Annotated in this window: 26 protein-coding genes and 1 pseudogene; 13 read left to right on the top strand and 14 right to left on the bottom strand. The window is 59.8% G+C overall.

Annotated elements, in window-relative coordinates; genetic code table 11:
* Nucleotides 1-100: 100 nt before the first annotated feature.
* The gene (locus ACIOYV_RS00195; RefSeq protein WP_401319784.1) at nt 101-1936 is read right to left on the bottom strand and encodes an amidohydrolase; all 1836 of its coding nucleotides are present in this window, start codon (nt 1934-1936) and stop codon (nt 101-103) included.
* 129 nt (nt 1937-2065) lie between these two features.
* Nucleotides 2066-3076, bottom strand: coding sequence for a helix-turn-helix transcriptional regulator (locus tag ACIOYV_RS00190; protein ID WP_401319781.1), 1011 nt, complete (start codon nt 3074-3076; stop codon nt 2066-2068).
* Nucleotides 3077-3243: 167 nt separating this feature from the next.
* Here ACIOYV_RS00190 and ACIOYV_RS00185 point away from each other — a divergent pair, with 167 nt between their 5' ends.
* On the top strand, nt 3244-3543 hold the full coding sequence (locus tag ACIOYV_RS00185) for a hypothetical protein (protein ID WP_290026511.1): 300 nt from the start codon (nt 3244-3246) through the stop codon (nt 3541-3543).
* 17 nt (nt 3544-3560) lie between these two features.
* Here ACIOYV_RS00185 and ACIOYV_RS00180 read toward each other — a convergent pair whose 3' ends face one another.
* A complete protein-coding gene (locus ACIOYV_RS00180) occupies nt 3561-3956 on the bottom strand; it encodes a cupin domain-containing protein (protein WP_401319778.1) in 396 nt (131 codons plus the stop codon).
* 75 nt (nt 3957-4031) lie between these two features.
* On the bottom strand, nt 4032-4775 hold the full coding sequence (locus ACIOYV_RS00175; RefSeq protein ID WP_401319776.1) for an SDR family oxidoreductase: 744 nt from the start codon (nt 4773-4775) through the stop codon (nt 4032-4034).
* Between the two features lie 219 nt (nt 4776-4994).
* Here ACIOYV_RS00175 and ACIOYV_RS00170 point away from each other — a divergent pair, with 219 nt between their 5' ends.
* Nucleotides 4995-5636, top strand: a complete 642-nt coding sequence (locus ACIOYV_RS00170; protein WP_401319773.1) for a TetR/AcrR family transcriptional regulator — start codon at nt 4995-4997, stop codon at nt 5634-5636.
* 248 nt (nt 5637-5884) lie between these two features.
* Here the strand turns inward: ACIOYV_RS00170 and ACIOYV_RS00165 are convergent, their stop codons facing one another.
* From ACIOYV_RS00165 to ggt, 5 genes are all read right to left on the bottom strand, one after another.
* Nucleotides 5885-6253: a DUF6124 family protein gene (locus tag ACIOYV_RS00165; protein ID WP_401319770.1), complete on the bottom strand. Its 369-nt coding sequence runs from the start codon at nt 6251-6253 to the stop codon at nt 5885-5887.
* A 421-nt stretch (nt 6254-6674) separates the two neighbouring features.
* Entirely contained in the window at nt 6675-7694 is a 1020-nt protein-coding gene (locus ACIOYV_RS00160) for a lysozyme inhibitor LprI family protein (RefSeq protein WP_401319767.1), read from the bottom strand.
* An 81-nt stretch (nt 7695-7775) separates the two neighbouring features.
* A complete protein-coding gene (locus tag ACIOYV_RS00155) occupies nt 7776-8396 on the bottom strand; it encodes a flagellar biosynthesis protein (RefSeq protein ID WP_401319764.1) in 621 nt (206 codons plus the stop codon).
* Nucleotides 8397-8537: 141 nt separating this feature from the next.
* Nucleotides 8538-9071: a cysteine hydrolase family protein gene (locus ACIOYV_RS00150; protein ID WP_163913810.1), complete on the bottom strand. Its 534-nt coding sequence runs from the start codon at nt 9069-9071 to the stop codon at nt 8538-8540.
* Between the two features lie 72 nt (nt 9072-9143).
* Complete coding sequence (gene ggt / locus ACIOYV_RS00145; protein ID WP_290026503.1) at nt 9144-10871, bottom strand: gamma-glutamyltransferase; 1728 nt, start codon at nt 10869-10871, stop codon at nt 9144-9146.
* Nucleotides 10872-11019: 148 nt separating this feature from the next.
* Here ggt and ACIOYV_RS00140 point away from each other — a divergent pair, with 148 nt between their 5' ends.
* Nucleotides 11020-11535, top strand: coding sequence for a methylated-DNA--[protein]-cysteine S-methyltransferase (locus ACIOYV_RS00140; RefSeq protein ID WP_401322514.1), 516 nt, complete (start codon nt 11020-11022; stop codon nt 11533-11535).
* Nucleotides 11536-11694: 159 nt separating this feature from the next.
* Here ACIOYV_RS00140 and ACIOYV_RS00135 read toward each other — a convergent pair whose 3' ends face one another.
* The 4 genes and pseudogenes from ACIOYV_RS00135 to ACIOYV_RS00120 all read right to left on the bottom strand — a co-directional run bounded on the left by ACIOYV_RS00135 (nt 11695) and on the right by ACIOYV_RS00120 (nt 14772).
* Nucleotides 11695-12288, bottom strand: coding sequence for an NUDIX domain-containing protein (locus ACIOYV_RS00135; protein WP_401319760.1), 594 nt, complete (start codon nt 12286-12288; stop codon nt 11695-11697).
* A 144-nt stretch (nt 12289-12432) separates the two neighbouring features.
* Nucleotides 12433-13434, bottom strand: a pseudogene (locus ACIOYV_RS00130) (chitinase); the annotation flags it as partial.
* A gap of 42 nt (nt 13435-13476) precedes the next feature.
* The gene (locus ACIOYV_RS00125) at nt 13477-14112 is read right to left on the bottom strand and encodes a lytic polysaccharide monooxygenase auxiliary activity family 9 protein (RefSeq protein ID WP_163913803.1); all 636 of its coding nucleotides are present in this window, start codon (nt 14110-14112) and stop codon (nt 13477-13479) included.
* Nucleotides 14113-14334: 222 nt separating this feature from the next.
* Nucleotides 14335-14772: a hemerythrin domain-containing protein gene (locus ACIOYV_RS00120; protein WP_054614137.1), complete on the bottom strand. Its 438-nt coding sequence runs from the start codon at nt 14770-14772 to the stop codon at nt 14335-14337.
* A 143-nt stretch (nt 14773-14915) separates the two neighbouring features.
* On the opposite strand from ACIOYV_RS00120, the gene ACIOYV_RS00115 reads away from it, so the two are divergent.
* Nucleotides 14916-15347, top strand: coding sequence for a GNAT family N-acetyltransferase (locus ACIOYV_RS00115; RefSeq protein ID WP_401319757.1), 432 nt, complete (start codon nt 14916-14918; stop codon nt 15345-15347).
* A 120-nt stretch (nt 15348-15467) separates the two neighbouring features.
* Here ACIOYV_RS00115 and ACIOYV_RS00110 read toward each other — a convergent pair whose 3' ends face one another.
* Nucleotides 15468-15818 (bottom strand): hypothetical protein, encoded by a 351-nt coding sequence (locus ACIOYV_RS00110; protein ID WP_054614135.1) that lies wholly within the window; start codon nt 15816-15818, stop codon nt 15468-15470.
* A gap of 149 nt (nt 15819-15967) precedes the next feature.
* On the opposite strand from ACIOYV_RS00110, the gene ACIOYV_RS00105 reads away from it, so the two are divergent.
* The 9 genes from ACIOYV_RS00105 to ACIOYV_RS00065 all read left to right on the top strand — a co-directional run bounded on the left by ACIOYV_RS00105 (nt 15968) and on the right by ACIOYV_RS00065 (nt 20984).
* Entirely contained in the window at nt 15968-16213 is a 246-nt protein-coding gene (locus tag ACIOYV_RS00105) for a hypothetical protein (RefSeq protein ID WP_054053620.1), read from the top strand.
* A 21-nt stretch (nt 16214-16234) separates the two neighbouring features.
* Nucleotides 16235-16564 (top strand): DUF6388 family protein, encoded by a 330-nt coding sequence (locus ACIOYV_RS00100; protein WP_054053622.1) that lies wholly within the window; start codon nt 16235-16237, stop codon nt 16562-16564.
* 35 nt (nt 16565-16599) lie between these two features.
* The gene (locus ACIOYV_RS00095; protein ID WP_163913797.1) at nt 16600-17304 is read left to right on the top strand and encodes a YoaK family protein; all 705 of its coding nucleotides are present in this window, start codon (nt 16600-16602) and stop codon (nt 17302-17304) included.
* A gap of 203 nt (nt 17305-17507) precedes the next feature.
* The gene (tusD, locus tag ACIOYV_RS00090; protein ID WP_401322513.1) at nt 17508-17900 is read left to right on the top strand and encodes a sulfurtransferase complex subunit TusD; all 393 of its coding nucleotides are present in this window, start codon (nt 17508-17510) and stop codon (nt 17898-17900) included.
* Between the two features lies 1 nt (nt 17901).
* A complete protein-coding gene (gene tusC, locus ACIOYV_RS00085; RefSeq protein ID WP_054614131.1) occupies nt 17902-18264 on the top strand; it encodes a sulfurtransferase complex subunit TusC in 363 nt (120 codons plus the stop codon).
* Nucleotides 18264-18557, top strand: coding sequence for a sulfurtransferase complex subunit TusB (gene tusB / locus ACIOYV_RS00080; protein ID WP_401319752.1), 294 nt, complete (start codon nt 18264-18266; stop codon nt 18555-18557). Before tusC ends, tusB begins: the two co-directional genes overlap by 1 nt.
* A complete protein-coding gene (locus tag ACIOYV_RS00075) occupies nt 18554-18889 on the top strand; it encodes a TusE/DsrC/DsvC family sulfur relay protein (protein ID WP_401319750.1) in 336 nt (111 codons plus the stop codon). The genes tusB and ACIOYV_RS00075 overlap by 4 nt, the downstream gene beginning before the upstream one ends.
* On the top strand, nt 18886-19887 hold the full coding sequence (locus ACIOYV_RS00070) for a glycosyl transferase family protein (RefSeq protein WP_401319747.1): 1002 nt from the start codon (nt 18886-18888) through the stop codon (nt 19885-19887). The genes ACIOYV_RS00075 and ACIOYV_RS00070 overlap by 4 nt, the downstream gene beginning before the upstream one ends.
* An 89-nt stretch (nt 19888-19976) precedes the next feature.
* The gene (locus ACIOYV_RS00065) at nt 19977-20984 is read left to right on the top strand and encodes a glutathione S-transferase family protein (protein ID WP_401319745.1); all 1008 of its coding nucleotides are present in this window, start codon (nt 19977-19979) and stop codon (nt 20982-20984) included.
* Nucleotides 20985-21003 lie beyond the last annotated feature (19 nt).

Here is a 21003-nt window from a genome sequence, read left to right as displayed (position 1 = left end):
TCGCAGCCGAACGCAGGCTACGCCAGCTGCTACATGACGCGATGCGTTCGGCTGCCACCACGATTCGCACTGATCGGTATTAATGGCGGGTGGTGTTTTTTTATTGTTGTTGTACAACGCCCACGAACGGCGCCTTGGCCCACACCACTTTGCCGCCGACCATGGTCAACAGCACGTTGTTGCGCGCCAGTTCATCCTCGGGCACCTGCATGAAATTCTTGTCCAGCACGATCAAGTCCGCGAACTTGCCGACCTCGACCGAACCGACCACCGCGTCCAGTTTCAACTGCTCGGCAGCGTTTTGGGTGATGGCACGCAGGACTTCCGAGCGCGACAGCCCCGGGTCGCCATTCACCTTGCCGGCGTACTTGGGGCCGTAGCTGTGCGGGTTCAGCGGATCGCCCGAGCGGGTGACGCCGATCTTCAGTGCAAGGAATTCATCCAGCGGGTCCACCGGCCAATCGCTGCCATAGGCGATGCGGCCACCCGCACGGGCGATGCTGCCCGACGGTTCCATGCGCGCAAAACGTGCGGCCCCGAGGTGATCACTGGTGCCATCGACGGTAGACGGCGCTTGCTGGGCCCACTGGAAGGACATGTTGGCGGTCACGTCCAGCGCTTTGAAGCGCGGATAGTCGGCCGGGTCCACGGATTCGTTGTGGGTAATGGTCGGGCGGAATGCGTTGCCCGGCAGCTGATGACGCACGTATTCGATGCTGTCCAAGGAGTCGCGCACCGCCCGGTCGCCCGTGGCGTGAAGGTGCGGATCGAAACCGGCCTCGACCGCTTTCAGCAGCAGCGGATTGAGCACTTGTGGCGGGAAGTACAGCTCGCCGACGTTTTTGCCCGGCGCCCACTTCGGTGCCTTGTCGGTGCCAGCGTTGTGCAGATACGGCGTCAACATCGCCCCGGTATCCGCCGGCGCATTGATGATGCCGTCCATGAACAATTTGACGTGGCGCATGCTCACGCCCGGCGCGACTTTGGTTTCGCCCTGGTCGTAGGTATTGGCCAGGGCCTTGGCCTCGGCGATGGTTTTCGTCGGGTCTGCCGCGGCGGCGGCCGGGTCGAGTTTGATCGCCAGCAAAGCGCGGGCGGTCAGTTCGCCGGACTGCTGAAGCGTGGTGAAGGCTTTGCCATTTTCCGGCCCGGACAAGGCGTCGAAGAAACTGGTGATGCCTTGCTGGCGCATGGCGTCGAGGGCGGCGCGGGTCTGGGTCAGTTTCTCGGCGTCGGTGGCCGGGGGCACCACGGCGGCCATGGTGTCGGCGGCGCCGTCTTCGCAGATGCCGTTCGGGTTGCCGGCCTTGTCACGCACGTACTTGCCGTCACTCGGGTTGGGCGTTTGTTTGGTGATGCCGGCCACTTCCAGGCCTCGGGAGTTGGTCAACACGGTGTGGAAATCGGTGGAGCGCACTTGAATCGGTCGTTTGGTCTTGAGCGCGTCCAGGGTCGATTTGTCCGGGTCGCCGTCGAGGCCGTCCATGCCCATGCGATCCCAACTGCCGACTTCGAGCCACACGTCGGGGCCTTTGTCCTTGTCCGCATCGAGACAGGCCTGAATGGTTTCCTGAAAGACTTTGCGGGTCATGGTCTGGTATTTCAGGTCGCACAAGGTCATCGCGCGGCCGCCATCACCGGGATGCATGTGCCCATCGATGAAGCCCGGCATCAGCATGCGCCCGGCCAGGTCGATCAATTGCGTCTGCTTGCCGATGTAGGCAGCAACGCCTGCATCGCTGCCGACATACACGATCTTGCCGCCGGTCACGGCAATCGCCTGTTGTACCGAATTCTTGCCATCGACGGTGTAGACATAGCCGTTGCGCATCACTATGTCGGCGCCGCTCGAACCCTGGGTCTGACACCCCACCACCCCCACACTGGCGAATGCCGTCGTCGCGGCAACCGCGATAAATAGCCTGGAAAGTTTCAACTGCCTCACCTCTGTTTTTATAGTTTTGAAGTGCCCGAACAGACTGTCGCGCCAGCCCGTGGCAGGCAGGGCCTACCCTATAGCGCGCAGTCGAAATCCGGACCTCCACAAATGAGGAGGGTCAGGCAATTAATGAGGAGTACGACGGGTATCGTGCGACGGCGAACGCAGGACAGAACCCAGTTCCACCTTGCTCTTCACGCCGAGCTGCAAATAGCAGTTGCGCAGGTAAGTGCGCACGGTGGCCGGGCTCAGCCCGAGGGTTTTGGCGATCTCTTTGTAGGAATGGCCCGCGGCGAACAGCATCGCCGCCGTGCGTTCCCGTGGCGCCAGCACCGCCCCGCGCGCTTGCGTTTCGAGAGACAGAATCACGTGCTCGGCATTCGGACTCAGCGTCAACGCGCAGCGACCGAGACGGATCACGCACGGCGCTTTCGGCAGTTGCGCGATCACCTCAAACGGCAGCGTCGAGCCGCTCCACCCTGGCAACTCGCGCTGGATGGCGGCGCACAGACTGGCGCCGACATACAGCAGACTGCCGTCCGGTCGCGCGATGCCAAAATCAGTCGCCCCGCTGCCGGTGTGGAAACGAATCATGTCCTGCACCTGGAATCGCCAGAGTTGCAGCAAGTGATCGCAGAACGCCGAAAACAAATCGGCTTCGCTGTCGTTGAACACTGGCGCGTGTTCCCCACGGTAGAGACAGACGAAAAACATCAAGCCGCTTTCGGGCAATTCGAAGGTGATGCACATTGCGTGGTACAGATCGTGGCGCCGCGCAAACGCGTCCACCACATCGTTCAGATTGTCGAATCCGCTTTCGCGCACGACCTCGCCGGGCTGACTCAAGGTGTCATGGGAGAAGCTGTCACTGTCGGCCCCTTTGTACCATTCGGCGGCAAACGACTCCGGCAGATTGATGCGCCCGTGCATCCAGCTCTTGGGCGGCGCATCGGCGGCAGAGGCGGACATCTCGCCCCACCACGCCGAAGCGAACGGCACCAGTTCGCTGAACGCTTGCAGGCCCTCTTCGATGAACTGCGAAGCGCCACGCTCCCGGGCCAAGCGACCGAGGTGCAGCACACAGCGGTTGAAGGCGTTAAGCGTGGCCATGGAAGTAACGTCGTTACCCTCCCCCATTATTCTTATCCTGTTGGCGACATGGCGTATTCATTCGACCATGCCATAGACGCAGGAATCGCGTCCAGCTCAGGTCTATTAAAGGAAAGGCACTCCCCGTACACCGTCTAATATTAAGAGAACACGCGCACCAACCTGCCTCAGCCTCTTGCCACAGGGGAATCGGGATGACCGGACACACTGCACGCCAATGCTCGTCATGGATCCTGCTTTCCCTGCTCGCGATCAGCCTGGCGCAGATGTCGGGATGTGCCGGCAAATCGGCCAAGGCGCGTTATTCGGCTTCAAGCATAGGCTCAAGTTGCTATGCGAAAGCACTGCCGACTGCTGGCGAGGGCGGACTGGCCTGGGGTGACACCTTGAGTATGGCGCGCAAGAAGTCTTTGGATAATTGCATGCGTTATGCCGGCCGCTCCGGTGGCACGCCGGACACTTGCCAGGTGGTGCTGGCGGAGTGCAAGCATTGACCTGGCAGTACTTTCGGTCATTCCACCGGAATTACTGCTGGTTTCCCCTTCTCCTTCAAAAGAAAAACCAAAAACTTCGCCGGTTTGTCCTGACTGGCATTGCGTCCCACCGTGTGCACATCGTCCGGCCCTTCATGGAAACTCTGTCCCGGCGTCAACGTGACCTCCTTGCCGCCCTTCACGCCCATGACGATGGAGCCTTCGAGCACGTAGATAAAGCCATGCGCGTCGTGGCGATGCACGGGGTCCGCGCCGCCGGGCGGGTACTCGACGGTGATCATCAGCACTTCTTTTCCGGGGTAGTCGGGCAGCGCCTGTTCCATCACGGGTTTGACGACCGGTGGCTCGGGGGCAGCCATTGCCAGTCCGGCGCACAACACAGGCAGTAAGGCGAAGAGAGAATGGAGGTGCATGAGGGTTTCCTCATCTGGATGGCCAAAAGCAGATGGGTGGCGATCCCGTACGGGCGACCGCCACCCGTCTATCCACTAATTACCTTTGAGCCATGCGTCGAAGTGGGTCGCGCCGACGATCGGATTCGCGCCGGGGGTCAGTGAGCGGTCGTCGATGGGCGCGCCGAAATAGGTGGCTTCGGCGTCCGAAATCACCTCTCGCGGATCATCGTTGTGTTGCAGGTAGGTTTGGACGAACGAGGCGATCGGCAGCCGATCTGGCCCGGCCACTTCTTGCGTCTGGTTCGTCGGTGGTTGCTCGGCAATGTCAGCCAGTGCCGCCGCAACATCCGCCGAAGCGATCGGTTGCAGGTCGGCTGAGGGCAAACGCGTGCTGTTGCCCTGCTCGCCGGATTGGGCGATGGCGCCGATGAACTCAAAGAATTGCGTGGCGCGCAGGATCGAGTAGGGAATGCCCGAATCCTTGATCAGTTTTTCCTGGGCCATTTTGGCGCGGAAGTAACCGCTGTCGAGCATGCGTTCCGTGCCGACGACGGACAGGGCAACGTGGTGTTTCACGCCGGCGGCTTTCTCGGCGGCGAACAGGTTGCGGCCGGAGGTTTCGAAGAATTCCAGCACGGCGGTATCTTCGAAGGACGGCGAGTTTGCGACGTCGACCACCACCTCGGCGCCGGCCAGCGCCGCGTCGAGGCCTTCGCCGGTCAGGGCGTTGATGCCGGTGCTGGGTGAGCCGGCGAGGACGTCGTGTCCGCGCTGGCGAAGGTTATTGCAGAGCTGGGTGCCAATCAGGCCAGTTCCGCCGATGACGACAATTTTCATGGGAATGCCTCCAGTTGGATGGTGCATCTGTCGGCGTTTGACTATGCAGGGCCGAAGCCCCATTCAGTTTAGGACACGATTGCCGGCCTGCCCTTTTGATTTGGGCAACCGCCCCTGCAATCCGACGACTCGCGTCTGGCCCATACGCTGTATAGTTTTATATATTACGAAACCGATTTTTCAAGACGCCCTCATGCCCTCCTCCTTTGTTCCTGCCTCATGACCAGTATTCGTCAACGCAATCTGCAACTGATCCTGGCCGCCGCCAGCGAGGAATTTGCCGCCAAAGGTTTCGACGCCACCCAGACCCGGGACATTGCGGCGCGCGCCGGGGTGCCGAAGGCGAATCTGTATTACTACTTCCAGAGCAAGGAAAACCTCTACGCCAAGGTGCTGCTCGGGTTTGTCGAGCCGTTGCTGGAAGCGTCGGCGGTGTTGCGCGAGAGCGATGATCCGGTGGTGGGATTGCAGGCGTACATCGCGGCGCGGATCCGCATCGCGCGCGAGCATCCGCACATTGCCAAGGTGTTCAGTGACGAGTTGTTGCTGGGGGGACGGCAGTTGCCTGAGGAGTGTCGCGATTTGTTGTATGCCGAGGCGCAGCGCAATGTCGACTGCCTGCGCAGCTGGATCGAACGCGGATTGCTGGCGCCGGTGGATCCGGAGCATTTGATGCTGTTTATCTGGTCGGCGACGCGCACCTATACCAACCTCGGCTGGCAGATGGCGCATATCACCGGGCGGCAAGTGCCGGAGGATGGGGATTATCAGCAAGCAGCGGCGACGATTACCCGGTTGGTGTTGGGGGGTGTGGTGCCGGAGCGGGTCGGGGCGATTGGTGGGGTTTTGTTTGCTACTTGAGTTTTTTGGGGGGCTGCTGCGCAGCCCAACGGGGGCAAGCCCCCTCGCCACAGGTGAGCGTCGTTCCTGGGCATGATTTGGATCTGTGTGTAGGAGCGAGGCTTGCCCGCGAAGAACGATGACGCGGTGTATCAGGCCTGACGAGTTAACCGTAGGAGCAAAGCTTGCTCGCGAAGAACGATAACGCGGTGTGTCAGGCGAGACGCCTTCGCGAGCAAGCTTCGCTCCTACAGGGATGTGCCTGGCTGCTACCCAGGCTTGTGGTTATCCAGTACTCGATTGACCGCTAACTCACCCATTGTGATCACCTGCAACAACAGCAGCATCCTCTTGCGTTGCGGGCCTTCCATCTGCTCGGCGAAATCGCTGGCCATGACGCTGGCCAATGAAAACGAGTCATAGGCCTGGACCAGCAACGCTTCGTCATCCACCGCGGCCTCGATGGTGAAGATGGTGCTGGGACTGCGGGGCGGTATCTGCGTTTTCGTCGCCCCGGGGTTCAGGTAGAAGTTGAGTGCGCGGTCGGCGGCCTCTTTCATTTTCTTGGGGTCAAGATCGAGAGACGCGTCGTAGGGTACTGGACGTGTATGCGGGGGATTCGGCGTTACTTTGAACATAGATCAGATTCCAAAATTGGGGCCGCAACCGTTCTCTACTAAAAGAAGGGTGGCGGCTGTACGCAGGTTAGTAGACCGGTGGAATCAGCAAGCCCGGCGCGCCCAAGGGCGCCCTGCGCACAACCACCATCAAGTGCAGGCATAGAATGACCTGACTGAATGGCGCTCATGCACCTTACTAATAACCACCGGGCTACTAAACCCGACCACTGATAAGCAGTGGCAGGTAAACGATAGAGGCCGGGGTCAAAGCGCACAAGCCAGCGGATTCTGGCGTACGCGTAGGTAAAGGCGCAAGGCGTTGTAGCCGTTTATGACGTAACACCGGGTGTCCTTAAACACTCACTCAAAAACATGTTTAAACGCGGCAAAAAACGAACAAAATCCCACCTCGGTCACGCCATTGATACCAATCAACCGGCTAAGGCATCAGATCCAGCGGCAACGACCCGGCCGCCGCTCGTTTGTCATACCAACGCTTGAGTGTTTCGGGCAGGCGCCCTTTCCAGCTTGGGACATTGGTGTAGTAACGGGCGCGGAGGTTGCCCCGCGAGTCGCTGACTATCAGCACCAGCCAGAAGCGCGAGTCTGTGGTGTGCATGAAAATGGAAGCGTTGATACCGCCGAGCCCGCGTACCCACATTTCATCGACTTCAGCGTCTGGCACATCGCTGGATGCGTCGCCAATGGTCCTCGAACTGCTGCTCTCGACCAACCGTTGGTAGTCGTCCTTGAGCAAGTTGTGCAGCACGTCGTCTTCTTGCCGAGTACGCACTAATCCTACGCTGAGCAAGTCGTTTTCCGCTGCCAGGGATTGCTCCGATGCCACGTATCGTCCGGCATAAAATACGCCCATCCCCGCCCCGCAATCGGCATCACTGCCCTCTTGATTGACATCGAGCACGCCATTCATGGCGATGAAGGTCAGCGCGCAATCGCCCTCGGAGTAATGCGCCGTCGTACCGTTGAGCGTGGCGATACCGTCCAGATTGCCCATGTTGGCGCCACTCGCCCCCAAGACGTCGAACGTTATGTGAGTCGAATCCTTACGCTTGGTCTTCAACTCGCCACCGGTCGAAACACCCCACGCAATCATCTGCCAAGTGGCGTCCCACGAGAACGGCGTGGTCATGTGCCCGAGTTCGGTGATGCGCATCTGGTACTTCTGCCGCAAGCAACTGAGGTTATCCGAGCACTGATTGCGCTGTTTCAGCCACTGGCGCTGGTCGGTCTTCAGCGCCTTGGGATCTGCGACTTTCGGCAGCGTCGTGGTCCATAGCTCACCCAGCTTCTGGTCGAGATTCGAGGTGTAGGCGTCAGCGCAGATGGCTTTTTCGGTGGGGCTGGTAGCGCTGGTGCAGTCGAAGCTGCTGGCGTGGGCAACGCCGGAGGCGGCTAAAAGCAACGTTGTGACGATGACAGGAGAGAACGTGAGGGGCATGGGCAGATTCCATTCTTGATTTGAGCACAGACGTTAATGAAAACGGGCGCCTCATGGCGCCCGTTTCGTTGACTCCAAGGCTTACAGATTCTTGGCCATGGTGTCAGTGACGGTTTTCAGCGCCTGTTCAGTGCTTTCCTTCCAGTCGTTGTCGGTCACGGCTTGAACGCCTTCGCGATTCTGCCCGAAGATTTCGACCACTGGCTTCGAGGTGCCGGTATCCACTTTCAAGTGCACTTTGTTGTTCACGCCGACTGTCAGGAAGCCTGGGGACATCCACGACCAGAATTCGATGACATGCACGGTCACCGCTTGGGTATCGACGGTTTTTTCGCTGCTCGGCACTACCCGATATCCCGCCTGACCGTAGGCGGCGGCGATGCTCTTGGCGATCAGATCGCTGAGTTTGGTGCCTTCTGGCAGCAACACGTCGCCCAGCCCTTTGCCGTAGCCGTTGCGTTTACGGGCGATGGCGCGTTCGGTGATGGATTTATCGGTGATTTCGCCTTCCTTGAGGGACGGGATCTCGGGGAGTTCAGGCTTGAGCTCGAAACGGCGTTCGTCCAACACGCTGATAAACACTTTCTGGCCATTGCCGTTTGCAGCAGGCGGCGTATTGATGTCGACCACCGAGCGGCTGGTTGCGCAGCCGAACAGCGCAGTGGTTGCCAGTAACAGGCAGGCGAGCTTGAGGTGTTTCATGACAACTCCGGTCATTGTGATCAGTCCACTATTCGTTTCTGGAAGGCAGGCGCGATCGCGCACCCGCGCGATCACTAAAGATCGGCCGCGGGGCGACAACCATGAGTCGCCTCGGGTGTTTTTCTGATTGAAAGCAGCGGTTTAGATGCGTATTTGCGCGGTCGGCAGGACATCGATCCGCGCCACAGGCCCCGTCAAATGGGCCAGGTCGGCATTGTGTTCGGCGATGATTTCTTCGGCCGCGACGTTACCGTTGTCGACGGTGGAATGCGCGTCGGCGGCGAGCACCACGTCGTAGCCCAGGTTCAGGGCCTGGCGCACGGTGGCGTTGACGCAATAGTCGGTTTGCAGGCCGCAGATAATCAGGCGATCAGTGCCCTGGTCTTGCAGCAATGCTTGCAGGTGGGTCTGGTAGAACGAATCCCGGGTGGTTTTACGCACACGCAAATCTTGCGATGAAGTCTCCAGGCCATCGGCCAACTGCCAGCCCTTGGAGCCGTGTTGCAGCAGGTCGCCCTTTTCTTCGTGCTGGATCAACACGACAGGAACCCCGGTTTCCCTGGCCTTGGCGCTCAGGCCATTGATGTTCTCGATGACGCGTTTGACCTCAAAGCACTCGTACTCGCCGCTGCACAGGGCTTGTTGGACGTCGATGATGAGTAATGCGGTGGTCATGGGGTCCTTCCTCGATTTTAATCAGTGAGCCAGGGGACGGAAAATACCTCCGTCCCCCTCTGATGACAACCTTCAATAACCGAGCGACAGCCCCGTATTGCGGCGCGGATCATTCGCCCCGTAGTAGCGGTTCTTGCCCACCGGTTTGCCGCCCAGTGAAGGCGCGCCGACCAGGATCGCCGCCACATGGTTGGCATCCTGCGGCCCGGCGAACTTATGCCCCCAACTTTCGAGCAGCTTCACCGTGTCCGGGCTGGTGGTGAAGGTCTCCAGGTTGGTTTCTTCCGGCAGCCACTGCTGATGGAAACGCGGCGCGTCCACGGCTTCCTGGATGTTCATGCCGTAGTCGATCACGTTGAGTATGGTCAACAAGGTCGCGGTAATGATGCGGCTGCCTCCCGGCGTGCCGACCACCATCACCACTTTGCCGTCCTTGGTCACGATGGTCGGGCTCATGGACGACAGCGGCGCCTTGCCGGGCGCGATGGCGTTGGCCTCGCCTTGCACCAGGCCGTACATGTTCGGCACACCGATTTTCGAGGTAAAGTCGTCCATTTCATCGTTGAGGATGACCCCGGTTTTACTCGCCATGACCCCGGCGCCGAACCAGTCGTTGAGGGTGTAGGTCATCGACACCGCGTTGCCCCATTTGTCGACGATGGAGAAGTGCGTGGTGTTGCTGCCTTCATGCGGCGCTACGCCGGGTTTGATCTCGCGGGACACGCCGGCCTTTTGCGGTTGAATCGCGGCGCGCAGTTTGGTCGCGTAGTTTTTGTCCAGCAGATGGGCAATCGGGTTCTTCACGAAATCCGGGTCGCCGAGGTAGCTGTTGCGGTCCACATAAGCGTGACGCATCGCTTCAATCTGATAGTGCATGCCTTGGGCCGAGTGGTAGCCCAAGTCTTTCATCGGGTAGCCGTCGAGGATGTTCATGATCTCGCAGATCACCACCCCGCCGGAGCTTGGCGGTGGCGCCGAGACCACGTGGTAGCCACGGTAATCGCACTCGACCGGGGCCAGTTCGCGGGTCTTGTATTTGTCGAGGTCGGCCTGGGTGATGATGCCTTTGTTGGCCTGGCTGGACGTGACGATGGCGTCAGCGACCCAACCTTTATAGAAACCGTCGGCGCCCTTCTCGGAGATTTCCCGCAGGGTCTTCGCGAGGTCTTTTTGCACCAGTTTCTGCCCGACCTGCATCGGTTCGCCGTTGCTCAGGAAGATCGAGCCCGAGTCGCGCATGTCTTTTTTGAAGACATCGGTGGCGTACTCCAGCAGATCAACATCGCCCTGCTCCAGCTCAAAACCGTCTTCAGCCAGTTTGATGGCTGGCGCTATCACTTCCTTGCGCGGCTTGGTCCCGTATTTGCTCAGGGCCAGCTCCATGCCGGACACGGTGCCCGGCACGCCAACGGCCAGGTGGCCACGGGTGCTCAGGTCCGGAACGACGTTGCCGTCCTTGTCCAGGTACATATTGGCGGTAGCGGCCAGCGGGGCTTTTTCGCGGAAATCGAGGAAGGTCTTGCGCCCGTCCGCCAGTTGAATGGTCATGAAACCGCCGCCGCCCAGGTTGCCCGCTGCGGGATAGACCACCGCCAGCGCATAGGCGACCGCCACCGCGGCATCCACCGCATTACCGCCGTTCTTCAGTTCATCCACGCCGACGTGGCTGGCCAGATGCTGGGCCGTGACCACCATGCCGTTTTCGGCCGCAACCGGGGCCACGGAGGCTGCGTAAGCACTGAGGCAGCTGAGCGCCAATGTGGTCGCCATCAGCGATTTGGCAAAAGGTTCGAACTTCATGATTCGGTCTCTTTTTTGTTTTTAGGCTCTGCAATAACAGAGGGAACGCTTCAAGAGCAGTAGCCAGTATGGCTGGGATTACGTATTGCGCCTCCCCGATCAGGCAGTATGCTTGCCCTCTATTCAGCCGTTTTCGGAGTTCGCCGGCATGCGCTACACCTTCACCACCATGGCCTCCCCGGTTGGCGAGTTGAAGCTGGTCGCGAACGGTTCGAGACTGGCGGCCATCCTCTGGGAAAACGACAAACCGAACCGGGTGCGACTCGGGCCGATGGATGAAGCGCCGGACAACCCGATCCTGCTGCGCACCGTTCAACAGTTGCAGGAATACTTTGCCGGCACGCGAAACCGCTTCGACCTGGAGCTGGATTTTGTCGGGACCGACTTTCAGAAAAAGGTCTGGCAGGCGCTGCTGACCATTCCGTTTGGCGAGACCCGCAGTTACAGCCAGATTGCCGAGCAGATCGGCAGTCCCAGCGCGGTTCGGGCAGTGGGCGCGGCGAATGGCAAGAACCCGATCTCGATTGTGGCGCCGTGCCATCGGGTGATCGGGGCGTCGGGGAAGTTGACCGGTTTTGCGGGTGGGCTTGAGGCCAAGGAGCGGTTGCTGACGCTGGAAGGTTGCGAGTGGTCGGGGGTTGGCCGGACGGGTGATTTGTTCTGACTGAACTGCCCATTGTGGCGAGGGAGCTTGCTCCCGTTGGGCAGCGAAGCGGCCCCAAAACCTGCCACCGGAGGGTGTCAGAAGAACCTGATTAATAAGTCGACGACTGCTGCGCAGCCGAACGGGGGCAAGCCCCCTCGCCACAAAAGCCCAGCTCTCTCAGGTAACGGCGAAGAGGTTCTTCATCGCCGCATATTGCAGCAGCATGATGGTCTTCGCATCGCAGATCTCCCCGCGATAAAACGCCTCAAGTGCCTCGTCGAATTTCCACTCCAGCACTTCCATCTCTTCGGTCTCTTCCTCCAGCCCGCCGCCATCACTGACTTTCGACGCAGCGTCGTATTCGGCGATAAAAAAATGCAGCTTCTCGGTCACCGAGCCGGGGCTCATGTAGGACTCGAATACTTTCTGCACGTGATGAACGCGATAGCCGGTTTCTTCTTCGGCTTCAGCTCGGATGCGTTCTTCGGGATCGGCGCCCTCCAGCAGTCCGGCGGCCACTTCGATCAGCAAACCATCGTGACCGTTGACGAACACCGGCAGCCGAAACTGACGCGTCAGCACCACGGTCCGCTTCTCACGGTTGAACAGCAGAATCGCCGCGCCATTGCCACGGTCATAGACCTCGCGGGTCTGGCGCTGCCATTCGCCGTTGTTACGCTGATAGTCGAAGGTGATTTTCTTCAGCAGGTACCAGTCGTGGGACAACACCTGGGAGTCGATGAGGTTGACCCGGTCGGCTGTATTCGCCATCACAACGCATCCTTTTTTCGTGAGAGGACCCCCATGGTAGGCGAAAACCGAAAAGCCCGGCATCTCTGCCGGGCTTCTTTTTTACAGCTTGTTAGCGACTTCGGTTGCCGCGAGCGCCTCTTCATGGGAAGACAACCGCTTGCCGTTGATCAACGGCCCGTAGCGACGACTGAATTCCCAGTTGTACGGCACGTGGTCCTTGTTGACGCCATTGTCCCAGTTCACCGACCAGGTCATCAGGCCTTTGATCGAGAGCCCTTTGGCGTCCAGACGCTTGAAGGCATTCACCACTGCCGCCGGGTTGATCACGTAACCGGTGGCCGCCGCGTCGACGTTGGCCGGCAGGCCGATGACAAACTTGTCCGCCGGGATCCTGGTGAACCCGCGAGTCCCGCTCACCAGACTTTCGGTCAGGTAGAACAGGAAGTCTTCTTTCATCGCGTCATTGTTCTGGGCGATCCACGCACCGTTGCCGTTGTTGGCTTCTTGCACCCAGATCCCGTCACCGCCCTGGTTGTAATACTGCGGGGCGATGAAGTCGTAATAACCTTCCAGGGCCTGGAGGTAACCGACGTATTTGCCAGCGGTGGTCAGGTACGGGAATTCCGGCGCCATGCTGATGATGAAGTGTTTGCCTTCACCGGCGTAGTGGTCCTTGACCAGTTTCAGCGCGGCAGGCAGGACGGTCTTGTTGTCGGCGAAATCAATCGCGCTCTGTTCAAGATCGATGTCCAGGCCATCGAAACCGTAGGTTTCCACCAGGCGGATGATTTCGTTGGCCAGTGGCTGCTCGTTGCCTTTGTGCAACTCAATGTGCGCATCGGCGCCACCGAGGGAAATCAGCACCGCGCGGCCCTGGCTGTTCAGCACTCCGACCTGGCGACGGAACTCGGTGTCGGACAGGTTGTACGGTTTGAAGGTCGGGATGCCGTTGCCTTTCATGAAGGCCACGGCCACCACGTTGTAATCCTTCGGCACATCTTGCAGCGCGATGTTGGCGAACTGGCCACGCTGGTAACCGTCGCTCGGCCCGGCAGGCCAGTTGTGCCAGAAACCCATGAGGATCTTCTTGCCGGCGATGCTCGGCATCAACGACGCAGCGTCGCTGACGGCAGATTTCAATAACGTAAAGTCGAATTTAGACATGTTCTATTCCTTCAGAACGGGGGGTGGGTTAACGCTACGGACTTACTTGAAGTCCACGTCGAACGCTTGATAGAAGGCGTTGCCGGTGTTGGCGACGATCCACATCAACACGATCACGTGATGGCCTTTTTTGTTGGCCGGCAGTGTCACTTCGTGGTTGACCTTGGCCTTCATCTCGGCGGAATGGCTGTAGTACGGGACCTGGGTGTAGAAATCCTCGGCGAACGGCTTGGCTTCAAGCTGTGCGCGAGAGATGCGCTGCTTCGAATCCCAGCCATCCTTGGTGATCAGCCAGCGATAACCACGGGTGACGTGCGGTGCGGTGTATTCCCAGGTGACCTTGAAGGTCTGGCCAGGGTCGACGTTCAGCAGCGGCCAGGCAAACGGTCGGTTGAGTTTTTTGCTCAGTTCTTCGTTGGTGAAGTTGATGCAGTCACGTGCATCGGTCTTGCCGCCGCTGAGGATGAAACCATCGGCCGGAGGCGTAACGCTGTCACTGTCGGTTTGATACGGCGCCGGGAACGGGCCGGCAGTCAGCGACGGGAAGTTCTTGCCGCCTTCCATTTCGTTGACCTGCCAGTTACCCAGCAGTCCCAGCTCGACAGCGACCGCGCCGCGGCTGGAAGGGGATGTGACACGACCGTGTCGCAGTTCAGGTTGAGTCTGTGGTTTGTTCATTTTTTTCACTCCGTTGATTGATGAACTCTCCTTCCCGAGGAGAGGCCTTCAACCTAACGGAGCTGCTTTTTTTGTCCACCGAGCGGATTCTCGTTGCCGCTGCTGCCTGCTTGGGTAATTTCCCGCAAACACTGGATATACAGCCAGTACTTTGAGCCAACTCCTACAGCCCCTGTAGGTGAAAACCTACAGTGCGAGGCAGCAATCGGAACCCTTCTCAGCTCAAGAAAGTTGTTCCTTGTATTCCTTTTCGTATTTTCCGGCGAGGGATTCTTTCTGCTTGTCGTCGAGCAACTTGCCGGCCATCTGGAAGAACTTCTGCTCTTCTTCCTTCAGGTGGTGATGGACCTTCTCGGAGAGTTTTTTCGCCGTCACCAGCCACGTCGGATCCGACATCTCGGTCTCGTCCAGGGTCTCCATCATTTCGTCCATCTCGTGGTGTTCGGAGATGGCATGCCGGCTCAGGTCGACACCGTTGTCGAACTCCATCAGCGGGATGTAGAAATGCCGTTCCTCCGCAGTCTCGTGGGCCTGGAGCTCGGCTTTGAGCTGCTTGTAGGCTTCGACCCGTTCCGGGGTGTCGCCGCTGGTCTTGATCAGCGCGTCCGCATAGCTGCGCTGGCGGTCGTGGCTTTCGCGCAAGGCTTCGAAAATGTTCATTGGCTATCCTCATGGCCGCGTTCTGAATTGACGCTCTAGAGGCTAGACATCTGCGCGCGAGCGACGGTTCCACTGGCGTTCGGGGATGGAACAAAGTCGGCGAGCCAGATAATCTCCGGGGTCACCGCCATAAGGACATAGCCATGAGATTGCGTATCGAACGCTCGCAAGATCCCACCAACGAAGAGCGCGAGGCCATCCTTGCGCCGCTGCGCACCTATAACGCGGCGCAAGCGGGGCTCGCCAAACCAGAGCCGGTTGCCTTGCTGGTGCGCGACGACAACGGCGAGATCCTCGGTGGACTCTATGGCCGGGTGTTTTACCAATGGCTGTTTATCGAGCTGTTGTCGGTGCCGGAAGAAGGCCGGGGACTGGGGCTGGGCACGAAACTGATGCAGATGGCCGAAGAACTGGCGCAGGAGAAGGAATGCGTAGGGATCTGGCTCGATACCTTCAGTTTCCAGGCGCCGGAGTTCTACAAGAAGCTAGGGTATAGCGAGTTTGGGCAGATAGTTGATTACCCGCCTGGGCATAAGCGCCACTTTTTCCAGAAGCGCCTGATCAATCTCGATTAAACCGCAAAACCCTGTGGGAGCGAGCTTGCTCGCGATGGCGGTCTGACATTCACTATTGATGTCGACTGAAATACCGCTATCGCGAGCAAGCTCGCTCCCACAGGGGGAATGCGCAAACCGTTACAAACAGGTCGCCAACGCAGCCAACCGGCGCTTGCTCACAAAATCATCGTGCTGCGAGTAGAAACTCAACTGCGTCCCGGAAGCATCGCTGCTCAAGTCCACAAACACTTCCGCCGACCGGGTGTACACCGTCGAACCCCCCTTCTTGCCCGGCTGCAGATAAGCCCCGGCGTCTACCCCGAATACCGCTTCGTCCTGCCAGGCGAATTGCACGCACTGGGCGACGACTTTTTCAGGTTTGTCCGAGTTCAGGACCTTGGTCGGGGATTTGGTGCGGGAGTCTTCCATTACCGAGCCCGCGCAGCCCGCCAGCAGGGTTGCGGCCAGCGCCACCATCAGAATTCGCATTGTGTTCGCTCATCAAGAAAAAGCGGACTGTATCACCGTGGCGCGGCGTATCGTTCTGCTTTACTTCATTTATACCGCGACACCGCGTGACGATTCGCGCACCCTGTCGCGCAATTAATAGCGCATCACCTCTTTTTCTGGAAAGCCACATGACACCCAACGCCGAATTTTACAAACCAACCGCCGAATACGCGGACAAGCTGATCAGCCAGATCGGTCAGACCCCTTCCTGGATCGCCAAGCGCATCGGCGTCACCGACAAGCGGATTCGCTACATTCTCGACGGCGAACGGACCGTCAAGGGCGAAACCACGCCGATCCAGATGACCTACCCGGAGCAGTTCGCCCTCGAATGCCTGGCCGCAGCGGCCAAGGCCAAGAAGCAGTCTTCGTAACCTGACCTGCAAGGAGCGACCATGGCAGCCACCGAACAGCAACACGAGCAGGCACTGAAAAAGTTTCTCGATGAGCGCCCGGAATTGCGCCACGAACTCGATAACCTCAACCCCCTGCTCGCCCAGGCCAAGGGTGAAACCCCGGCCCAGTACCGCGACGAGCGCTTGCACGAAGCCTTCGAAGCCGAGGCCGAGCGCCTGGACTTGTTTGCCTGGGAGCTGACGTTGCAACTGACCGCCGCCACCGCCGAGGACTATCAGGCGCAGCGCATGGAAGTGCACAAGGAAGTGGCGGAAATGGCTGGCATGGACTGGCTGGAGTATTGCGAGTTATATGGATTGAGTAAGTGACCACTTCGGTCGCTGCCTGAGGACGACCTGCACCGATGCTGCCATCCGCCTCGACTCACCGGGCCAGCCCGGGTCATCTGCATATCCAGAAATGGCGTGGGCGCATCGGCATGACGCTGGTCGCCACATTGTCGGTGCTCGCCGGCATGACCGACGCCATCGGCTTCATGGCCAGCGGCGACTTCGTGTCCTTCATGAGCGGCAACACCACCCGCCTCGCCGTGGCGATCAGTGATGGCGACTTTGGGCTGACGCTGCGACTGTTGATTCTTGTGGCAACGTTCATCGTCGGCAATGCGCTGGGCATTGTCGTCAGCCGGCTCGGCGGGCGTCGGGCGCTGCCATTGCTGTTGTGTATCGCCACCCTGCTCTGCGGCGCCGCCGCGTGGCCGTATGACGAACAACTGCCGGCGCTGCTGGCGGCGATCATCGCCATGGGCATGCTCAATGCCGCCGTGGAAGAAGTGAACGGCCTGCCCGTCGGCCTGACCTACGTCACCGGTGCTCTGTCGCGGTTTGGCCGGGGCCTGGGGCGCTGGATGCTCGGCGAAAGGCGCAATGGCTGGCGGGTGCAGTTGATTCCGTGGACCGGTATGTTCGCCGGCGCAATCCTCGGTGCGGTGCTGGAACATCATCTGGGGCTCAAGGCGCTGTTTGTCAGCGGGTTGTTGGCCGGGGTGGTGGGGTTGCTGTCGTTGAAGATTCCGCGGCGTTGGCAGTTGGGGTATATGCCGCGCTGATTGGGTTGCCTGACACTCCACTTTCGCGAGCAGGCTCGCTCCCACAGGGGTTTTGTGGTGGGTTCCGATTTTATGTGCCCCTCACATCCCTTGTGGGAGCGAGCCTGCTCGCGAAGGTGGCGACTCGGTCCACGAGCAAACGCCCTTCGCCGCCTCAGCGATAAAGCTTTATCATGGCCGCAGTTTTGCTGATCGAGTCCGTCATGAAGTTCGCCATCGCGCTGTTTTCCGCCGCCCATGCGCCCTCCTCGCGCCGTGCCTTGCTGTTCGCCCAGGCTGCGCTGGCCGGCGGGCATGAGATTGTCCGGCTGTTTTTCTATCAGGACGGCGTCTACAACGCATCCGGCAGCGTGGTTACGCCTCAGGATGAACAGGATTTACCAAAGCAATGGCGCGCATTTGTCGCCGAGCATCAACTGGACGGCGTGGTGTGCATCGCCGCCGCCCTGCGTCGTGGTGTGTTGAACGATGAAGAAGCCAAGCGCTATCAACGCGAAGCAGTAGCCGTCGGTACGCCGTGGGAATTGTCCGGTCTCGGTCAGTTGCACGACGCGGTGCAAGACGCCGATCGCCTGATCTGTTTCGGAGGCGCTTGAGATGGCTAAATCCCTGTTGATTATCAGCCGTCAGGCGCCGTGGTCCGGCCCTAGCGCGCGGGAAGCGCTGGATATCGTGCTGGCCGGCGGCGCGTTCGACTTGCCGATCGGCCTGCTGTTTCTTGATGACGGGGTGTTCCAGCTCGCCGCGAAACAGGACGCCAAGGCGCTGCAACAGAAAGACCTGAGTGCCAACCTGCAAGCGCTGCCGATGTTTGGTGTCGAGGACCTGTTTGTCTGCGCCGACAGCGCCGCCGAACGTGGCCTGGACCCGAGCGCTCTGGCGCTGGAAGAAGCCCAGGTGCTGGCCGCCGCCGAAATCACCGCCCTTATCGACCGTTACGACCAGGTGATCACCCTCTGATGTCGACTTTGCATGTGTTGTCTCATTCCCCGTTCGGCGACGATCGCCTGTCCAGTTGCCTGCGCGTGATCGGCGCCAACGACGCGCTGCTGCTGTCCGGCGACGCGGCGTATGCCTTGCAACCGGGCACTGCGCCGTTCAATGCGCTGATCGCTCGCAACCTGAAACTGTTCGTGCTGGCCGAAGACGCCCAGGCCCGGGCGCTGAATGTGCCGGACTGGGCCGAAGTCATCGATTACCCGGCCTTCGTCGAACTGTCGATCCACTACGACAAGGTCAACAGTTGGCTATGAATTCCCTGACCGTCGGCGCCCGCGCCATCGAGCTGGACAAGGATGGCTTTCTGGTCGAACTGAGCGACTGGTCCAACGAAGTGGCCAGCGCCCTCGCTGCGGCCGAAGACATCGAGTTGAGCCCCGAGCACTGGGAAATCCTCGCACTGCTGCGCAGCTTCTACGACGAATTCCAGTTGTCCCCGGCGACCCGGCCGCTGATCAAGTACACCGCGTTGAAGCTCGGCCCGGAAAAAGGCAACAGCCTGCACCTGAACCGACTGTTCAAAGGCACCCCTGCCAAACTCGCCGCAAAACTGGCGGGCCTGCCCAAACCGACGAATTGCTTATGACCGACTTTCCTGCACTGACCCTCGAAACGCCCGCCGAGCACCCGTTCGCCCAGTTCGTGCGCATCCTCGGCAAAGGCAAGCGCGGCGCCCGTGACCTGACCCGCGACGAAGCCCGGGAAGCCATGGGTTTCGTGCTGGACGACAAGGTCGAGGACACCCAACTCGGCGCCTTCCTGATGCTGTTGCGGCACAAGGAAGAAAGCGCCGAGGAAATGGCCGGGTTTACCGAAGCCTTGCGTGAACGGTTGCAGCCCCCGGCCTTGCAGGTCGACCTGGATTGGCCGACGTATGCCGGCAAGAAGCGTCATCTGCCGTGGTATCTGCTGGCCGCCAAGTGCCTGGCGCAAAACGGTGTGCGGATTTTCATGCACGGCGGCGGCGCGCACACGGCGGGTCGGCTGTACAGCGAGCAACTGCTGGAACAATTGAAGATCCCGCTGTGTCGCGACTGGCAACAGGTGGGTGAAGCGCTGGATAACGGCGGTCTGGCATTTATGCCGCTGGTGGATTGGGCGCCGCAGCTTCAGCGCATGATCGACCTGCGCAATACCTTGGGCCTGCGTTCGCCGATCCACTCCCTCACGCGCATCCTCAATCCGTTGGGCGCGCGCTGTGGCCTGCAAAGTATTTTCCATCCGGGCTATCAAGCCGTGCATCGTGATGCCAGCGGCTTGCTCGGCGACACTGCGATTGTGGTCAAGGGCGATGGCGGCGAAATCGAGATCAACCCGGACGCCGACAGTCATTTGTACGGCACCACCGGCGGCGAGAGCTGGGACGAGGAATGGCCGCAGTTGTCGGCGCAGCGCCACGTCAAACCGGCGAGTCTTGATCCTGAGCATCTGAAAGCCGTATGGCGTGGTGATGTGGTCGACAGCTACCCGCAAATGGCGCTGATTTCGACCATAGCCCTGGCCATGCGCGGCCTCGGTCAGACCCGCGAACAAGCCTTCGAAACCGCCCAGCACTACTGGGATGCGCGGGACAGATCGATTTAACCGATCATAACCGCCCAACCTTTGCGCTATTTTATCGAACCTATGCGCATAGACTCCTCTCCAACGCTTATTGGTTGAGGAGTCTTGAAATGGGTTTGTTAGTTGAAGGCCGCTGGCACGACCAGTGGTACGAAAGCAGCAAGGACGGCGCGTTCCAGCGCGAGCAGGCGCAGCGCCGCAACTGGGTGACCGCTGATGGCCAACCTGGCCCGAGCGGTATCGGTGGTTTCGCCGCCGAGGCTGGTCGCTATCACCTCTACGTGTCGCTCGCCTGCCCGTGGGCGCACCGCACGCTGATCCTGCGCAAACTCAAAGGCCTCGAATCCCTGATCGATGTGTCCGTGGTCAGTTGGTTGATGCTGGAAAACGGCTGGACCTTCGACAAGAACCTCGGCTCCACCGGCGACAAGCTCGATCACTTCAACTTCATGCATCAGCGCTACACCGCCGACACCGCCGACTACACCGGCCGCGTCACTGTGCCTGTGCTGTGGGACAAACAGCAGCAGCGCATCGTCAGCAATGAATCAGCGGAGATCATCCGCATGTTCAACAGCGCGTTCGATGACTTGACCGGCAATGACCTGGATTTCTACCCGGCGCCGTTGCGCGGCGAGATCGATGCTTTGAATGATCGGATTTATCCGGCCGTGAACAACGGCGTATACCGCGCCGGGTTCGCCACGTCGCAGCAGGCGTATGAAGAAGCGTTCGATGATGTGTTTGCGGAGCTGGATCGACTGGAATTGTTACTGGGCGAGAACCGCTATTTGGTTGGCGAATACCTGACGGAAGCGGACATTCGGTTGTTCACCACGCTGATCCGCTTTGACGCGGTGTATTACGGGCACTTCAAGTGCAACCTGCGGCGGATTGCCGATTATCCGAATCTGTCGAACTGGTTGCGCGAGTTGTACCAGTGGCCGGGGATTGCCGAGACGGTGGATTTTGAGCACATCAAGAATCACTACTACGGCAGCCACAAGACCATCAACCCAACGGGTGTCGTGCCGAAAGGTCCGGCGCAGGATTTCACAGCGGCCCATGATCGGGCGCTGTTGAGTGGGAAAGGGGTTTGGCGTAATAACAACGTCTGATTCGAGCCTTATTTCGATT

It is taken from the genome of Pseudomonas sp. NPDC087342 (genome assembly GCF_044744265.1).
Lineage (GTDB): Bacteria > Pseudomonadota > Gammaproteobacteria > Pseudomonadales > Pseudomonadaceae > Aquipseudomonas > Aquipseudomonas nunensis.
The sequence above is the reverse complement of the archived record's forward strand: the minus strand, read 5'-3'. Positions and strand labels throughout refer to the sequence as shown.

What these genes read in the sequence shown, in the direction of transcription:
- ACIOYV_RS00155 (WP_401319764.1), bottom strand. Translation starts at nt 8,396, where the DNA reads ATGAAACACCTCAAGCTCGCCTGCCTGTTACTGGCAACCACTGCGCTG.
- ACIOYV_RS00185 (WP_290026511.1), top strand. Translation starts at nt 3,244, where the DNA reads ATGACCGGACACACTGCACGCCAATGCTCGTCATGGATCCTGCTTTCC.
- ACIOYV_RS00110 (WP_054614135.1), bottom strand. Translation starts at nt 15,818, where the DNA reads ATGCGAATTCTGATGGTGGCGCTGGCCGCAACCCTGCTGGCGGGCTGC.
- ACIOYV_RS00175 (WP_401319776.1), bottom strand. Translation starts at nt 4,775, where the DNA reads ATGAAAATTGTCGTCATCGGCGGAACTGGCCTGATTGGCACCCAGCTC.
- ggt (WP_290026503.1), bottom strand. Translation starts at nt 10,871, where the DNA reads ATGAAGTTCGAACCTTTTGCCAAATCGCTGATGGCGACCACATTGGCG.
- ACIOYV_RS00160 (WP_401319767.1), bottom strand. Translation starts at nt 7,694, where the DNA reads ATGCCCCTCACGTTCTCTCCTGTCATCGTCACAACGTTGCTTTTAGCC.
- ACIOYV_RS00165 (WP_401319770.1), bottom strand. Translation starts at nt 6,253, where the DNA reads ATGTTCAAAGTAACGCCGAATCCCCCGCATACACGTCCAGTACCCTAC.
- ACIOYV_RS00170 (WP_401319773.1), top strand. Translation starts at nt 4,995, where the DNA reads ATGACCAGTATTCGTCAACGCAATCTGCAACTGATCCTGGCCGCCGCC.
- ACIOYV_RS00135 (WP_401319760.1), bottom strand. Translation starts at nt 12,288, where the DNA reads ATGGCGAATACAGCCGACCGGGTCAACCTCATCGACTCCCAGGTGTTG.
- ACIOYV_RS00065 (WP_401319745.1), top strand. Translation starts at nt 19,977, where the DNA reads ATGGGTTTGTTAGTTGAAGGCCGCTGGCACGACCAGTGGTACGAAAGC.
- ACIOYV_RS00095 (WP_163913797.1), top strand. Translation starts at nt 16,600, where the DNA reads ATGCTGCCATCCGCCTCGACTCACCGGGCCAGCCCGGGTCATCTGCAT.
- ACIOYV_RS00075 (WP_401319750.1), top strand. Translation starts at nt 18,554, where the DNA reads ATGAATTCCCTGACCGTCGGCGCCCGCGCCATCGAGCTGGACAAGGAT.
- ACIOYV_RS00190 (WP_401319781.1), bottom strand. Translation starts at nt 3,076, where the DNA reads ATGGGGGAGGGTAACGACGTTACTTCCATGGCCACGCTTAACGCCTTC.
- ACIOYV_RS00150 (WP_163913810.1), bottom strand. Translation starts at nt 9,071, where the DNA reads ATGACCACCGCATTACTCATCATCGACGTCCAACAAGCCCTGTGCAGC.
- tusB (WP_401319752.1), top strand. Translation starts at nt 18,264, where the DNA reads ATGTCGACTTTGCATGTGTTGTCTCATTCCCCGTTCGGCGACGATCGC.
- ACIOYV_RS00100 (WP_054053622.1), top strand. Translation starts at nt 16,235, where the DNA reads ATGGCAGCCACCGAACAGCAACACGAGCAGGCACTGAAAAAGTTTCTC.
- ACIOYV_RS00180 (WP_401319778.1), bottom strand. Translation starts at nt 3,956, where the DNA reads ATGCACCTCCATTCTCTCTTCGCCTTACTGCCTGTGTTGTGCGCCGGA.
- ACIOYV_RS00140 (WP_401322514.1), top strand. Translation starts at nt 11,020, where the DNA reads ATGCGCTACACCTTCACCACCATGGCCTCCCCGGTTGGCGAGTTGAAG.
- ACIOYV_RS00120 (WP_054614137.1), bottom strand. Translation starts at nt 14,772, where the DNA reads ATGAACATTTTCGAAGCCTTGCGCGAAAGCCACGACCGCCAGCGCAGC.
- tusD (WP_401322513.1), top strand. Translation starts at nt 17,508, where the DNA reads ATGAAGTTCGCCATCGCGCTGTTTTCCGCCGCCCATGCGCCCTCCTCG.
- ACIOYV_RS00115 (WP_401319757.1), top strand. Translation starts at nt 14,916, where the DNA reads ATGAGATTGCGTATCGAACGCTCGCAAGATCCCACCAACGAAGAGCGC.
- ACIOYV_RS00070 (WP_401319747.1), top strand. Translation starts at nt 18,886, where the DNA reads ATGACCGACTTTCCTGCACTGACCCTCGAAACGCCCGCCGAGCACCCG.
- ACIOYV_RS00125 (WP_163913803.1), bottom strand. Translation starts at nt 14,112, where the DNA reads ATGAACAAACCACAGACTCAACCTGAACTGCGACACGGTCGTGTCACA.
- tusC (WP_054614131.1), top strand. Translation starts at nt 17,902, where the DNA reads ATGGCTAAATCCCTGTTGATTATCAGCCGTCAGGCGCCGTGGTCCGGC.
- ACIOYV_RS00105 (WP_054053620.1), top strand. Translation starts at nt 15,968, where the DNA reads ATGACACCCAACGCCGAATTTTACAAACCAACCGCCGAATACGCGGAC.